This is a genomic window from Pseudomonas sp. PNPG3 (assembly GCF_023093815.1).
Classification (GTDB): domain Bacteria; phylum Pseudomonadota; class Gammaproteobacteria; order Pseudomonadales; family Pseudomonadaceae; genus Aquipseudomonas; species Aquipseudomonas asiatica.
Window position 1 is genome coordinate 12,064 of record NZ_JALLKV010000043.1, and the last position, 13,842, is coordinate 25,905.

At 61.2% G+C, this 13,842-nt stretch carries 10 protein-coding genes; 9 read left to right on the forward strand and 1 reads right to left on the reverse strand.

The features are described from left to right. Nucleotide 1 precedes the first annotated feature (1 nt). The 9 genes from sdhA to MJ643_RS22650 all read left to right on the forward strand — a co-directional run bounded on the left by sdhA (nucleotide 2) and on the right by MJ643_RS22650 (nucleotide 13,438). Nucleotides 2-1,774 (forward strand): succinate dehydrogenase flavoprotein subunit, encoded by a 1,773-nt coding sequence (gene sdhA / locus MJ643_RS22610; RefSeq protein WP_013973442.1) that lies wholly within the window; start codon nucleotides 2-4, stop codon nucleotides 1,772-1,774. Between the two features lie 11 nt (nucleotides 1,775-1,785). After that, nucleotides 1,786-2,490 carry a succinate dehydrogenase iron-sulfur subunit gene (locus MJ643_RS22615; RefSeq protein WP_011534752.1) on the forward strand — a complete coding sequence of 235 codons (705 nt, stop codon included), beginning with the start codon at nucleotides 1,786-1,788 and terminating at the stop codon, nucleotides 2,488-2,490. A 245-nt stretch (nucleotides 2,491-2,735) separates the two neighbouring features. Next, a complete protein-coding gene (locus MJ643_RS22620) occupies nucleotides 2,736-5,567 on the forward strand; it encodes a 2-oxoglutarate dehydrogenase E1 component (RefSeq protein WP_013973441.1) in 2,832 nt (943 codons plus the stop codon). Between the two features lie 42 nt (nucleotides 5,568-5,609). Next, complete coding sequence (odhB, locus tag MJ643_RS22625; RefSeq protein WP_013973440.1) at nucleotides 5,610-6,830, forward strand: 2-oxoglutarate dehydrogenase complex dihydrolipoyllysine-residue succinyltransferase; 1,221 nt, start codon at nucleotides 5,610-5,612, stop codon at nucleotides 6,828-6,830. A 93-nt stretch (nucleotides 6,831-6,923) separates the two neighbouring features. After that, the gene (gene lpdA / locus MJ643_RS22630) at nucleotides 6,924-8,360 is read left to right on the forward strand and encodes a dihydrolipoyl dehydrogenase (RefSeq protein WP_013973439.1); all 1,437 of its coding nucleotides are present in this window, start codon (nucleotides 6,924-6,926) and stop codon (nucleotides 8,358-8,360) included. 172 nt (nucleotides 8,361-8,532) lie between these two features. Beyond that, nucleotides 8,533-9,699 (forward strand): ADP-forming succinate--CoA ligase subunit beta, encoded by a 1,167-nt coding sequence (sucC, locus tag MJ643_RS22635; RefSeq protein ID WP_003254205.1) that lies wholly within the window; start codon nucleotides 8,533-8,535, stop codon nucleotides 9,697-9,699. Continuing rightward, nucleotides 9,699-10,583, forward strand: a complete 885-nt coding sequence (gene sucD / locus MJ643_RS22640) for a succinate--CoA ligase subunit alpha (RefSeq protein ID WP_004376004.1) — start codon at nucleotides 9,699-9,701, stop codon at nucleotides 10,581-10,583. The genes sucC and sucD overlap by 1 nt, the downstream gene beginning before the upstream one ends. Nucleotides 10,584-11,063: 480 nt before the next feature. Then, nucleotides 11,064-12,377 carry a branched-chain amino acid transport system II carrier protein gene (gene brnQ, locus MJ643_RS22645; RefSeq protein WP_004375997.1) on the forward strand — a complete coding sequence of 438 codons (1,314 nt, stop codon included), beginning with the start codon at nucleotides 11,064-11,066 and terminating at the stop codon, nucleotides 12,375-12,377. A 311-nt stretch (nucleotides 12,378-12,688) separates the two neighbouring features. Further along, nucleotides 12,689-13,438 (forward strand): DUF599 family protein, encoded by a 750-nt coding sequence (locus MJ643_RS22650; protein ID WP_013973437.1) that lies wholly within the window; start codon nucleotides 12,689-12,691, stop codon nucleotides 13,436-13,438. Nucleotides 13,439-13,505: 67 nt separating this feature from the next. Here MJ643_RS22650 and MJ643_RS22655 read toward each other — a convergent pair whose 3' ends face one another. Then, nucleotides 13,506-13,790 carry a hypothetical protein gene (locus MJ643_RS22655; protein ID WP_023661534.1) on the reverse strand — a complete coding sequence of 95 codons (285 nt, stop codon included), beginning with the start codon at nucleotides 13,788-13,790 and terminating at the stop codon, nucleotides 13,506-13,508. Nucleotides 13,791-13,842: the final 52 nt, after the last annotated feature.

Genomic DNA, 13,842 nt, shown 5'->3' on the forward strand with positions numbered 1-13,842 from the left:
CATGGCTAGCATTCCAACCATTTCCTTCGACGCCATCATCATCGGTGGCGGCGGCGCCGGCATGCGCGCTGCGCTGCAGCTGGCTCAAGGCGGCCACAAGACTGCCGTAGTCACCAAGGTCTTCCCGACCCGTTCGCACACTGTATCCGCCCAGGGCGGCATCACCTGCGCCATCGCTTCGGCCGACCCGAACGACGACTGGCGCTGGCACATGTACGATACCGTCAAGGGCTCCGACTACATCGGTGACCAGGACGCTATCGAATATATGTGTCAGGAAGGCCCGGCTGCGGTCTTCGAGCTGGACCACATGGGCCTGCCGTTCTCGCGTACCGAAACCGGTCGCATCTACCAGCGTCCGTTCGGTGGCCAGTCCAAGGACTTCGGTAAAGGTGGCCAGGCTGCCCGTACCTGCGCCGCTTCCGACCGTACCGGTCACGCGCTGCTGCACACCCTGTACCAGGGCAACCTGAAAGCCGGCACCACCTTCCTCAACGAGTACTACGCAGTTGACCTGGTGAAGAACCAGGACGGCGCATTCGTTGGCGTGATCGCGATCTGCATCGAAACCGGCGAGACCCTGTACATCAAGTCCAAGGCCACCGTGCTGGCAACTGGCGGTGCCGGCCGTATCTACGCCTCCACCACCAACGCCCTGATCAACACCGGTGACGGCGTGGGCATGGCCCTGCGTGCCGGCGTGCCGGTGCAGGACATCGAAATGTGGCAGTTCCACCCGACCGGCATCGCCGGCGCCGGTGTACTGGTCACCGAAGGTTGCCGCGGTGAGGGTGGCTACCTGATCAACGCCCACGGCGAGCGCTTCATGGAGCGTTACGCGCCGAACGCGAAAGACCTGGCCGGCCGCGACGTGGTCGCCCGTTCCATGGTCAAGGAAATCATCGCCGGCAACGGCGTGGGCCCGAACAAGGACCACGTACTGCTGAAGCTGGACCACCTGGGCGAGGAAGTGCTGCACAGCCGTCTGCCAGGTATCTGCGAGCTGTCCAAGACCTTCGCCCACGTCGACCCTGTGGTCGCGCCGGTACCGGTCATCCCGACCTGCCACTACATGATGGGCGGCGTTGCCACCAACATTCATGGCCAGGCCATTACCATGGACGCCGAAGGCAACGACCACATCATCCCGGGCCTGTTCGCCGTAGGTGAAGTGGCGTGCGTATCTGTTCACGGTGCCAACCGCCTGGGCGGCAACTCGCTGCTCGACCTGGTGGTGTTCGGCCGTGCTGCCGGCCTGCACCTGGAGAAGGCGCTGACCGAAGGCGTGGAATACCGCGACGCCAGCGACACCGACGTCGATGTTGCCCTGAACCGCCTGAACAAGCTGAACGAGCGCACCACCGGTGAAGACGTTGCCAGCCTGAAGCGCGAGCTGCAGAGCTGCATGCAGAACTACTTCGGTGTATTCCGTACTGGCGAATACATGCAGAAGGGTATCGAGCAGCTGGCCGGTCTGCGTGACCGTATCGCCAACGTCAAGATCAACGACAAGTCCCAGGCCTTCAACACCGCGCGTATCGAAGCGCTGGAGCTGCAGAACCTGCTGGAAGTCGCCGAAGCTACCGCCATCGCGGCAGAAGCCCGTAAAGAGTCCCGCGGCGCTCACGCCCGTGAAGACTACGAAGACCGTGACGACGAAAACTGGCTGTGCCACACCCTGTACTACCCGGGTGAGAAGCGCGTCGCCAAGCGTGGCGTCAACTTTGCGCCGAAGACTGTTCCAGCCTTCGAACCAAAAGTCCGGACTTACTAAGGGTGGCCGCTATGTTGCAAGTCGAAGTTTATCGTTACAACCCGGACACCGATTCGGCGCCGAAAATGCAGACCTTCCAGGTCGATACCGGCGGCAAGGATCTGATGGTTCTGGACGTGCTGGCACTGATCAAGGAACAGGACGAAGGTTTCTCCTATCGTCGCTCGTGCCGTGAAGGCGTTTGCGGTTCCGATGGCATGAACATCAACGGCAAGAACGGCCTGGCCTGCATCACCCCGTTGTCGGCGGTGGTGAAGGGCAACAAGCTGATTCTGCGTCCGCTGCCGGGCCTGCCGGTCATTCGTGACCTGGTCGTCGATATGAGCATCTTCTACAAGCAGTACGAGAAGGTGAAGCCGTTCCTGCAGAACGACACCCCGGCACCGGCCATCGAGCGCCTGCAGTCGCCGGAAGACCGCGACAAGCTGGACGGCCTGTACGAGTGCATCCTGTGCGCTTGCTGCTCGACCTCCTGCCCGTCGTTCTGGTGGAACCCGGACAAGTTCCTGGGCCCCGCCGCACTGCTGCAGGCCTATCGCTTCCTGGCCGACAGCCGTGACACCAAGACCCAGGAGCGCCTGGCGTCCCTGGATGACCCGTTCAGCGTATTCCGCTGCCGCGGGATCATGAACTGCGTCAACGTTTGCCCGAAAGGTCTGAACCCGACCAAGGCAATCGGCCACGTACGTAACATGCTGCTGCAAAGCGGCACCTGATACAAAGAGTTGTACCTGCAGTAAGCCGAGGTGCGGGTGGTGAGCCCGCACTGAGGTAAAACCCGAACAAGGGCCCACAAAGCCTGCGTTCATTACCTATGAAGATATGAGACCAGCAGGGGCTTCCGGGCTGGTACCCGGAAAATCAGCAGGATCCAAGTGGCGTGGTTCAGTCGCTGTATTCGGACTTTTCCAGGTTTGCTGTGGCTCTCGCCGATCAGTCCCCTAACCGAGGGTGACCAAGCATGCAAGAAAGCGTGATGCAGCGCATGTGGGAAAGCGCCCACCTTTCAGGTGGTAACGCTGCATATGTGGAAGAGCTTTATGAGCTCTACCTGCACGACCCTAACGCTGTGCCAGAAGAGTGGCGCACCTACTTCCAGAAGTTGCCCGCCGACGGCAGCACCGCTACCGATGTATCGCACTCGACAATCCGCGACCATTTCGTACTGCTGGCAAAGAACCAGCGCCGCGCCCAACCGGTATCCGCCGGGAGCGTGAGCAGTGAACACGAGAAGAAGCAGGTTGAAGTTCTGCGACTGATCCAGGCCTATCGTATGCGCGGCCATCAGGCTGCCAAGCTCGACCCGTTGGGGTTGTGGCAGCGTCCTGCGCCCGTAGACCTGTCGATCAATCACTACGGCTTGACCAATGCCGATCTTGATACGACCTTCCGTGCCGGCGACCTGTTCATCGGCAAAGAGGAGGCGAGCCTACGCGAGATCTTCGAGGCGCTCCAGAAGACATATTGTCGCACCATTGGCGCCGAGTTCACCCATATCGTCGATTCCGAGCAGCGCAGCTGGTTCCAGCAGCGTCTGGAAAGCGTGCGCGGCCGTCCGGAGTTTTCCGCTGACGTGCAGGCCCACCTGCTCGAGCGCGTGACCGCCGGTGAAGGCCTTGAGAAATATCTGGGCACCAAGTACCCGGGCACCAAGCGTTTCGGCCTCGAGGGCGGCGAAAGCCTGATCCCGATGCTGGACGAGATGATCCAGCGCTCCGGTTCCTACGGCACCAAGGAAGTCGTGATCGGCATGGCCCACCGTGGCCGCCTGAACGTTCTGGTCAACACCTTCGGCAAGAACCCGCGCGAGCTGTTCGACGAGTTCGAAGGCAAGAAGATGAACGAGCTGGGCTCCGGTGACGTCAAATATCACCAGGGCTTCTCCTCGAACGTGATGACCCCGGGCGGCGAAGTGCACCTGGCCATGGCGTTCAACCCGTCCCACCTGGAAATCGTCTCGCCAGTGGTCGAGGGTTCGGTGCGCGCCCGTCAGGACCGCCGCAACGACACCGTTGGCGACAAGGTACTGCCGATCTCGATCCACGGCGACGCAGCATTCGCCGGCCAGGGCGTGGTCATGGAAACCTTCCAGATGTCGCAGACCCGCGGTTTCAAGACCGGCGGTACCGTGCACATCGTGATCAACAACCAGGTTGGTTTCACCATCAGCAACCCGCTGGACGCGCGCTCCACCGAGTACGCCACCGACGTTGCCAAGATGATCCAGGCGCCGATCCTGCACGTGAACGGCGACGACCCGGAAGCCGTGCTGTTCGTGACCCAGCTGGCCATCGACTACCGCATGCAGTTCAAGCGTGACGTGGTCATCGACCTGGTCTGCTACCGCCGCCGCGGCCACAACGAGGCCGACGAGCCGAACGGCACCCAGCCTTTGATGTACCAGCAGATCAGCAAGCAGCGCACCACGCGTGAACTGTACGCTGAGGCACTGATCCAGGCCGGCCGCATCGATGCCGAACGCGCCCAGGCCAAGATCGACGAGTACCGCAACGCGCTGGACAACGGCCTGCACGTGGTGAAGAGCCTGGTCAAGGAGCCGAACCGCGAGCTGTTCGTCGACTGGCGTCCGTATCTGGGCCATGCCTGGACCGCGCGTCACGATACCCGCTTCGACCTCAAGACTCTGCAGGAACTGTCGGCCAAGCTGCTGGAGATCCCGGAAGGTTTCGTCGTCCAGCGCCAGGTCGCCAAGATCTACGAAGACCGCCAGAAGATGCAGGCCGGTGGCTTGCCGATCAACTGGGGTTATGCAGAGACCATGGCCTACGCCACCCTGCAGTTCGAAGGTCACCCGATCCGCATGACCGGCCAGGACATCGGCCGTGGCACCTTCTCGCACCGTCACGCGGTGCTGCACAACCAGAAGGACGCCAGCACCTACGTACCGCTGAAGAACCTGTTCCCGGGCCAGCCTCAGTTCGAACTGTACGACTCCTTCCTGTCGGAAGAAGCGGTACTGGCCTTCGAATACGGCTACTCGACCACCACGCCGAACGCGCTGGTGATCTGGGAAGCCCAGTTCGGTGACTTCGCCAACGGTGCGCAAGTGGTGATCGACCAGTTCATCACCAGCGGCGAGCACAAGTGGGGCCGTCTGTGCGGTCTGACCATGCTGCTGCCACACGGTTATGAAGGGCAGGGCCCGGAGCACTCCTCCGCGCGCCTGGAGCGTTACCTGCAGCTGTGCGCCGAGCACAACATCCAGGTCTGCGTACCGACCACCCCGGCCCAGATCTACCACCTGCTGCGTCGCCAGGTCATCCGTCCGCTGCGCAAGCCGCTGATCGTGCTGACGCCGAAGTCTCTGCTGCGCCACAAGCTGGCCATCTCGACCCTGGAAGACCTGGCAGAAGGCTCGTTCCAGACCGTGATCCCGGAAATCGACAGCCTCGATCCGGCCAAGGTCGAACGCCTGGTCCTGTGCGGCGGCAAGGTTTACTACGACCTGCTGGAAAAACGCCGTGCCGAAGGCCGCGAAGACATCGCCATCGTGCGTATCGAGCAGCTGTATCCGTTCCCTGAGGACGACCTGGTCGAAATCCTGGCGCCTTACACCAACCTCAAGCATGCGGTCTGGTGTCAGGAAGAGCCGATGAACCAGGGCGCCTGGTACAGCAGCCAGCACCACATGCGCCGTATCCTGGGCCGCCACAACAAGGCACTGGTCCTGGAATACGCCGGCCGCGACGCTTCCGCCGCGCCAGCCTGTGGTTACGCATCGAAGCACGCCGAACAGCAGGAAAAACTGCTGCAAGACGCTTTCACTGTTTAATGCCTTCGCGCACCTGAAACCGAATTTAAGGAAACACAGATAATGGCTATCGAGATCAAAGCCCCAACCTTCCCGGAATCGGTTGCCGATGGCACCGTTGCCACCTGGCACAAGCAGCCGGGCGATGCCGTCAAGCGTGACGAGCTGATCGTCGACATCGAGACCGACAAGGTCGTCCTGGAAGTACTGGCCACCGCCGACGGCGTGCTGGGCGCCATCGTCAAGGGCGAGGGCGACACCGTCCTGTCCGACGAAGTACTGGGTTCGATCGTTGAAGGCGGTGCTGCCGCCGCTGCACCAGCTGCCGCCCCGGCCGCTGCTGCCCCGGCTGCCGCTGCTGCCGACGCTGGCGAAGAAGACCCGGTTGCCGCCCCGGCCGCGCGCAAGCTGGCTGAAGAGAACGGCATCGACCTGGCTGCCGTTGCCGGCACCGGCAAAGGTGGTCGCATCACCAAGGAAGACGTCGTCGCTGCCGTCGCCAACAAGAAGTCGGCGCCTGCTGCAGCTGCCAAGCCTGCCGCCGCTGCCGCTGCTGCCCCGGTTGTCGTTGCCGCTGGCGACCGCACCGAGAAGCGCGTGCCGATGACCCGCCTGCGCGCCAAGATCGCCGAGCGTCTGGTCGAAGCCCAGTCGAGCATGGCCATGCTGACCACCTTCAACGAAGTCGACATGACCGAAGTCATGGCCCTGCGTTCGAAGTACAAGGACCTGTTCGAGAAGACCCACAACGGCGTGCGCCTGGGCTTCATGTCGTTCTTCGTCAAGGCTGCCACCGAAGCCCTGAAGCGCTTCCCGGCTGTCAACGCCTCGATCGATGGCAACGACATCGTCTACCACGGCTACGCCGACGTCGGCGTAGCCGTGTCCAGCGACCGTGGCCTGGTGGTACCGGTACTGCGTAACGCCGAGTCGATGAGCCTGGCGGAAATCGAGAACGGCATCGCCACCTTCGGCAAGAAGGCTCGTGATGGCAAGCTGGCCATCGAAGAGATGACTGGCGGCACCTTCACCATCACCAACGGTGGTACCTTCGGTTCGATGATGTCGACCCCGATCGTCAACCCGCCGCAGGCTGCCATTCTCGGCATGCACAACATCATCCAGCGCCCGATGGCCATCAATGGTCAGGTTGTGATTCGCCCGATGATGTACCTGGCGCTGTCGTACGATCACCGCCTGATCGACGGCAAGGAAGCGGTAACCTTCCTGGTCACCATCAAGAACCTGCTGGAAGATCCGTCTCGCCTGCTGCTGGACATCTAACCCTCTGGCTGCGTACCGTGCCGGCCCTGGCTTCGCAGGAAGCCATGCCGCGCGGTCCGCGGCTTGTAGCTTGTAGCTGATAAGGAATCTTTTATGACCCAGAAATTCGACGTAGTGGTAATTGGTGCAGGTCCTGGCGGCTATGTTGCTGCCATCAAGGCCGCACAACTTGGTCTGAAGACTGCCTGTATCGAGAAGTACACCGACGCCGAGGGCAAGCTGGCCCTGGGCGGCACCTGCCTGAACGTAGGTTGCATTCCTTCCAAGGCGCTGCTGGACAGCTCCTGGAAGTACAAGGAAGCCAAAGAGAGCTTCAACGTCCACGGTATCTCCACTGGTGAAGTGAAGATGGACGTCGCCGCGATGGTTGGCCGCAAGGCTGGCATCGTCAAGAACCTGACCGGTGGCGTTGCCACCCTGTTCAAGGCCAACGGCGTTACTTCGATCCAGGGCCACGGCAAGCTGCTGGCCGGCAAGAAAGTCGAAGTCACCAAGGCTGACGGCACCACCGAAGTCATCGAAGCCGAGAACGTGATCCTGGCTTCCGGCTCGCGCCCGATCGACATTCCACCGGCTCCGGTCGACCAGAACGTCATCGTCGACTCCACCGGCGCCCTGGAATTCCAGGCCGTGCCGAAGCGCCTGGGCGTTATCGGTGCTGGCGTGATCGGCCTGGAGCTGGGCTCGGTATGGGCTCGCCTGGGTGCTGAAGTCACCGTCCTGGAAGCCCTGGACACCTTCCTGATGGCTGCCGACACCGCCGTGTCGAAAGAAGCCCAGAAGACCCTGACCAAGCAAGGCCTGGACATCAAGCTGGGTGCGCGCGTCACCGGCTCGAAAGTCAACGGCAACGAAGTCGAAGTGACCTACACCGACGCCAACGGCGAGCAGAAGATCACCTTCGACAAGCTGATCGTCGCGGTCGGCCGTCGCCCGGTGACCACCGACCTGCTGGCTGCCGACAGCGGTGTGACCATCGATGAGCGTGGCTACATCTTCGTCGACGACTACTGCGCTACCAGCGTGCCTGGCGTGTACGCCATCGGTGACGTGGTGCGCGGCATGATGCTGGCCCACAAGGCTTCGGAAGAGGGCATCATGGTGGTCGAGCGCATCAAGGGCCACAAGGCCCAGATGAACTACGACCTGATTCCGTCGGTCATCTACACCCACCCGGAAATCGCGTGGGTCGGCAAGACCGAACAGGCCTTGAAGGCCGAGGGCGTTGAGGTTAACGTGGGCACCTTCCCGTTCGCGGCCAGCGGCCGTGCGATGGCTGCCAACGACACCGGTGGTTTCGTCAAGGTCATCGCCGATGCCAAGACCGACCGCGTCCTGGGTGTGCACGTGATTGGCCCATCGGCTGCCGAACTGGTGCAGCAGGGCGCAATCGCAATGGAATTCGGCACCAGTGCCGAGGATCTGGGCATGATGGTCTTCAGCCATCCGACCCTGTCCGAAGCGTTGCATGAAGCAGCGCTGGCAGTGAATGGCGGCGCCATTCACGTGGCCAACCGTAAGAAGCGTTAATTATAAGAAACCACGGCGGGCTGCCCGTCGTGAGTCTTGCGTGCATGACTCACCGCGGAAAGTCCGCCGGACCGGATCACACGGGAAAACCCGGGGTCAACGGTCACAGGTGGTGCGGCGCCAGTGATGGCGCAGCGCCGAAGCGCAGTACCTAACGAAGACGGTAAAAAGCATGAATCTTCACGAGTATCAGGGTAAGCAGCTGTTCGCTGAGTACGGCCTGCCAGTTTCCAAGGGTTTCGCTGTCGATACCCCTGAGCAAGCTGCAGAAGCCTGCGACAAGATCGGCGGGAACGAGTGGGTGGTAAAAGCCCAGGTTCACGCGGGTGGTCGCGGTAAGGCGGGCGGCGTCAAGCTGGTTCGCAGCAAAGAAGACGCCAAGGCGTTCGCTGCACAGTGGTTGGGCAAGAATCTGGTTACCTACCAGACCGATGCCAACGGTCAACCCGTCTCCAAGATTCTGGTCGAATCCTGCACTGACATCGCCAAAGAGCTGTATCTGGGCGCTGTAGTCGATCGTTCGAGCCGCCGTATCGTGTTCATGGCTTCCACCGAAGGTGGCGTGGACATCGAGAAAGTCGCTCACGAAACGCCTGAGAAGATCCTCAAGGCCACCATCGACCCGCTGGTCGGCGCTCAGCCGTTCCAGGGTCGCGAGCTGGCGTTCCAGCTGGGCCTGGAAGGCAAGCAAGTTCAACAGTTCGCCAAGATCTTCGTTGGTCTGGCCAAGCTGTTCAAGGATCACGACCTGGCCCTGCTGGAAGTGAACCCGCTGGTGATCAAGGCCGACGGCGACCTGCACTGCCTCGATGCCAAGATCAACATCGACGCCAACGCCATGTACCGTCAGCCTAAGCTGAAAACCTTCCACGACCCGTCGCAGGACGACGCCCGTGAAGCCCACGCTGCCAAGTTCGAACTGAACTACGTTGCCCTCGAAGGCAACATCGGCTGCATGGTCAACGGTGCCGGCCTGGCCATGGGTACCATGGACATCGTCAACCTGCACGGCGGCAAACCGGCCAACTTCCTCGACGTTGGTGGTGGTGCTACCAAAGAGCGCGTTACCGAAGCGTTCAAGATCATTCTGTCCGACAGCAATGTCGCGGCCGTTCTGGTCAACATCTTCGGCGGCATCGTTCGCTGCGACATGATTGCCGAAGGCATCATCGGTGCAGTGAAAGAAGTCGGCGTGAAAGTTCCGGTTGTCGTTCGCCTTGAAGGCAACAACGCCGAACTGGGCGCTAAAGTACTGGCAGAAAGCGGTTTGAACATCATTGCGGCAACCAGCCTGACCGACGCTGCTCAACAAGTTGTCAAAGCTGCGGAGGGCAAGTAATGAGCGTCCTGATCAATAAAGACACCAAAGTCATCTGCCAGGGCTTCACCGGCTCGCAGGGTACTTTCCACTCCGAACAGGCCATCGCCTACGGCACCAAGATGGTCGGCGGCGTAACCCCAGGCAAGGGTGGCACCACCCACTTGGGCCTGCCAGTGTTCAACACTGTGAAAGAAGCTGTGGAAGCTACCGGCGCTGATGCTTCGGTGATCTACGTTCCGGCTCCTTTCTGCAAGGACTCGATCCTGGAAGCTGCCTTCGGCGGCATCAAGCTGATCGTGTGCATCACCGAAGGCATTCCTACCCTGGACATGCTGGATGCCAAGGTCAAGTGCGACGAGCTGGGCGTGACCCTGATCGGCCCTAACTGCCCAGGTGTCATCACCCCGGGCGAGTGCAAGATCGGCATCATGCCAGGCCACATCCACCTGCCAGGCAAGGTCGGTATCGTTTCGCGTTCCGGCACCCTGACCTACGAAGCTGTGAAGCAGACCACCGACGCCGGCTTCGGCCAGTCGACCTGCGTCGGCATCGGCGGTGACCCGATCCCGGGCTCCAACTTCATCGACATCCTGAAGCTGTTCCAGGAAGACCCGAAGACCGAAGCGATCGTCATGATCGGCGAGATCGGCGGTTCGGCTGAAGAAGAAGCTGCGGCCTACATCAAGGCCAACGTCACCAAGCCTGTCGTTTCCTACATCGCTGGTGTTACCGCACCTGCGGGCAAGCGCATGGGTCACGCTGGCGCCATCATCTCCGGCGGCAAGGGCACTGCGGACGAGAAGTTCGCCGCTCTGCAGGACGCTGGTGTGAAGACCGTGCGTTCCCTGGCTGACATCGGCAAGGCCCTGGCCGAGCTGACTGGCTGGGAAGTCAAGAAGTAATACTGCTATACCCCCCACGCGCACAGAGGCCACCTTCGGGTGGCCTTTGTCGTTTCTGGGGGGAATTCCTGTGCCGGCCTCTTCGCGGGCTTGCCCGCCCCCACATGAGATCTCCACTTTCCGGGGCTGTGGTGATCCCCTGTGGGAGCGGGCAAGCCCGCGAAGAGGCCGGTACAGGCAACATGGATTTTTCGATGGCTTTGATAGGAATTTTCACGCAGACGAATGTTTCAATTCGAGGATAATTCTCGCTGTCCTCGGTCGCACAGACGACAAACATGTACGCACATCGGACAAGCAGTACTGTGCCAGTGCGTTTGACTGACAAAACAGTTACATTACGCGCTCACTCTGTGCCCGTACCCCAAAAGGGAACGACACGCTAAACGGGTCTGGCCTATCAAGCCGGGCAGCATTTCCCCTCATCCAAAGGGAAATCCCCTCTCGAATCCCGATTTCAGCAGTGTGGTACTACCTTAAATGAAAGTTCTCAAAGGCCAGGATATCCTGGCGCTTGGCTTTATGACGTTTGCGCTTTTCGTGGGCGCTGGCAACATCATCTTCCCGCCTATCGTCGGTCTGCAGTCTGGCCCGCACGTATGGATGGCGGCCCTTGGCTTCCTGGTTACCGCCGTAGGCCTGCCGGTCATCACCGTGGTCGCCCTGGCCAAGGTCGGCGGCGGCATGGATGCCCTGAGCAGCCCGATCGGCAAGTTCTTCGGTGGCCTGCTGGCGGCCGTGTGCTACCTGTCGGTCGGCCCGCTGTTCGCCACCCCGCGCACCGCGACCGTATCGTTCGAAGTGGGTGTTGCGCCGCTGACCGGTGAAAGCCCCCTGGCGTTGTTCATCTACAGCCTGGTGTATTTTCTCGTGGTACTGGCCGTGTCCATGTACCCGGGCAAGCTGCTCGACACCGTGGGCCGCTTCCTGGCACCGTTGAAGATCATCGCCCTGGCGGTGCTGGGCATCGCCGCCTTCGCGCTGCCTGCCGGTACCATTGGTGAAGCGCAGCCGGCCTATGCCGCCGCAGCGTTCTCCAAGGGCTTCTCCGATGGTTACCTGACCATGGACACCCTGGGTGCCCTGGTGTTCGGTATCGTCATCGTCAACGCCATCCGCTCGCGCGGTGTCGAGTCGCCGAAACTGATCACCCGCTATGCCATCATCGCCGGCCTGATCGCCGGTGTCGGTCTGGCCCTGGTGTACATCAGCCTGTTCCGACTGGGTGCAACCAGCCACGAGATCGCGGCTGACGCTACCAACGGTGCGGCGGTACTGCATGCCTATGTGCAGCACACCTTCGGTTCCCTGGGGAGCGGTTTCCTCGCCGTGCTGATCGCGCTGGCCTGCCTGGTGACCGCCGTTGGCCTGACCTGTGCCTGCGCCGAGTACTTCAGCCAGATGCTGCCGCTGTCGTACCGCGCACTGGTGGTGATCCTGGCGGGCTTCTCGCTGCTGATCTCCAACCTCGGCTTGACCAAGCTGATCATGTTCTCGATCCCGGTGCTCACCGCGATCTACCCGCCGTGCATCGTGGTGGTCGGGCTCAGCTTCGTGAAGGACCTGTGGAACTCGCCAACCCGCATCCTGGCACCAGTGATGCTGGTATCGCTGCTGTTCGGCATGGTCGACGCGATCAAGGGCAGCAGCATTGCCCACGTGCTGCCGGACTTCATGGCTCACCTGCCGCTGAGCGACCAGGGCCTGGCCTGGCTGGTGCCTTCGGTGGTGACCCTGGTTGGTGCCGTGGCCTGCGACCGCATGCTCGGCAAGCCGCGCGAAGCGCTGGCCTGATAGTCGAAGCCTGAGGGCGGCACCGGCCACAAGCCGAAGGGTGCTCGCCAAGGGTGGAAACTCAAGAGCCCCGTATCCGAAAGGATGCGGGGCTTTTTGTTTGCTTGTACCGGCCTCTTCGCGGGCACGCCCGCTCCCACAGGTCAAGCGCAAACCTCAGAATTGGCGCTGTACCTGTGGGAGCGGGCGTGCCCGCGAAGAGGCCGGGATGAGCAGTACAAATATCAGGATGGATGTGTGCCTTTTGCCGCTTGCCAGCGTCGAAATCCGGTCCCTATCCTTCAGGTATCTGGCCCTCCCGGGAACCGTGCATGAACTTCATCCAAAGCAACTTCAACAACCTTTTGGCCATCATCTGGTTCGCCCTGTGCTGGGGCGGTTACACCCGCTATGCCATCTGGAAGGGCCGCGACACCGCGTGCCTGGCCAGCGTGCTGCACCTGTATCGCGAAGACTGGATGCGCCGCATGCTGCTGCGCGACAACCGCATTGCCGATGCCAGCGTGATCGGCAACCTCGAGCGCAACGCCTCGTTCTTCGCCTCCAGCACCCTGATCATCCTCGCCGGTATCCTTACCGTGCTCGGGGCTTCCGACCGGGCGCTGTCGCTGCTGGCCGACCTGCCGCTGGTACAGCAGACCTCCCAGGGCATGTCGGAGATCAAGCTGCTGTGCCTGGCCATGGTTTTTGTCTATGCCTTTTTCACCTTCAGCTGGTGCATGCGCCAATACAACTTCGCGGCAGTGCTGGTGGGTTCGGCGCCGATGATCGGTGAACGGCTGGTCAATGAGCTTGAACGCAAGGCATTCGCCTCGCGGGCGGCGCGGGTGCTGTCGCTTGCCGCCAACCAGTTCAACCTGGGCCTGCGTTCCTATTACTTCGGCATGGCCATGTTGAGCTGGTTCATCAGCCCATGGTTATTCATGGTCATGAGTGTCGGAGTAGTGCTGATTCTGTACCGCCGCGAGTTCCATTCGGATGTATTGGATGTGATGGTGTTCACACCTACCGAAAGTATTTCGATCGAACCTGCCAGGGAAAACACCGCACCAGGAACCTGAAACGTTTAACCCTTAAGTTTCAGGCACAAAAAAACCCGACAATGTCGGGTTTTTTTGTTTTAGCCGATTACTGCTTGGCAGGTTCGGCTGGAGCAGCAGGAGCGGCTTCCGGAGCCGGAGTAGCCGGAGCGGCTTCTTCGGCGGCCTTCTGCTCGGCTTCGGCCTGATCTTTGGCGGCTTCGGCGTTTTCCTTGGCAGCCTCGTTCATCTTATCCTGAGCTTCGCCCGCTTTTTCCTGGGCTTGCTCGGCGTGTTGCTGTGCGTCCTGGGCTTTGTCTTCGCTCGCTTTATCGCAAGCAGCCAGGCCCATGGCAGCAGCCAGCATCAGAGCAAAAGCAAAAGGTTTACGCATGGGGGTGTTTCTCCTTGGTGAAATAAGTGACTTGTTCCTTCGAGTGCAACTA

What these genes read in the sequence shown, in the direction of transcription:
- brnQ (WP_004375997.1), top strand. Translation starts at nt 11,064, where the DNA reads ATGAAAGTTCTCAAAGGCCAGGATATCCTGGCGCTTGGCTTTATGACG.
- sucC (WP_003254205.1), top strand. Translation starts at nt 8,533, where the DNA reads ATGAATCTTCACGAGTATCAGGGTAAGCAGCTGTTCGCTGAGTACGGC.
- MJ643_RS22615 (WP_011534752.1), top strand. Translation starts at nt 1,786, where the DNA reads ATGTTGCAAGTCGAAGTTTATCGTTACAACCCGGACACCGATTCGGCG.
- sdhA (WP_013973442.1), top strand. Translation starts at nt 2, where the DNA reads ATGGCTAGCATTCCAACCATTTCCTTCGACGCCATCATCATCGGTGGC.
- sucD (WP_004376004.1), top strand. Translation starts at nt 9,699, where the DNA reads ATGAGCGTCCTGATCAATAAAGACACCAAAGTCATCTGCCAGGGCTTC.
- MJ643_RS22620 (WP_013973441.1), top strand. Translation starts at nt 2,736, where the DNA reads ATGCAAGAAAGCGTGATGCAGCGCATGTGGGAAAGCGCCCACCTTTCA.
- MJ643_RS22650 (WP_013973437.1), top strand. Translation starts at nt 12,689, where the DNA reads ATGAACTTCATCCAAAGCAACTTCAACAACCTTTTGGCCATCATCTGG.
- lpdA (WP_013973439.1), top strand. Translation starts at nt 6,924, where the DNA reads ATGACCCAGAAATTCGACGTAGTGGTAATTGGTGCAGGTCCTGGCGGC.
- MJ643_RS22655 (WP_023661534.1), bottom strand. Translation starts at nt 13,790, where the DNA reads ATGCGTAAACCTTTTGCTTTTGCTCTGATGCTGGCTGCTGCCATGGGC.
- odhB (WP_013973440.1), top strand. Translation starts at nt 5,610, where the DNA reads ATGGCTATCGAGATCAAAGCCCCAACCTTCCCGGAATCGGTTGCCGAT.